The following is a 407-nucleotide window of genomic DNA, read 5'->3' as shown; positions in this document are numbered from 1 at the left end:
GGGGCGCACGCGCTGACCGGGCTGTACCAGCTGGCGGTCGAGGTGGGCGTAGTAGAGGTGCTCGTCGGTGCCGTCGGCGCTGAGCCACACCACGTTGCCCCCCAGGCGGGTGTTGCCCAGGCGCGTAACGGTGCCGGCCGCGGCGGCCACGGCGGGCGTGCCGCGGGGCGCAAAAATGTCGATGCCCTCGTGGCGGCGGGCCCCGCCGTCGCGTCCACGCCCCAAAAGCTGCCGATGGCCGCGTCGGCCCGGCCGAGCACCGGGAAGGTGCCCAGGCCGGGCTCGCGGGTGAGGCGCAGGGTGTCGCCGGGGCGCACGCGCTGACCGGGCTGTACCAGCTGGCGGTCGAGGTGGGCGTAGTAGAGGTGCTCGTCGGTGCCGTCGGCGCTGAGCCACACCACGTTGCC

Annotated in this window: 1 protein-coding gene; it reads right to left on the bottom strand. The window is 75.2% G+C overall.

Annotated elements, in window-relative coordinates:
• On the bottom strand, positions 1 to 225 hold a 225-nt coding region (locus BEN49_RS29645; protein ID WP_239691961.1), incomplete at its 3' end, for a peptidoglycan DD-metalloendopeptidase family protein.
• Positions 226 to 407: the final 182 nt, after the last annotated feature.

Source organism: Hymenobacter coccineus (genome assembly GCF_001816125.1).
Taxonomy (GTDB): Bacteria; Bacteroidota; Bacteroidia; order Cytophagales; family Hymenobacteraceae; genus Hymenobacter; species Hymenobacter coccineus.
The sequence above is the reverse complement of the archived record's forward strand: the minus strand, read 5'-3'. Positions and strand labels throughout refer to the sequence as shown.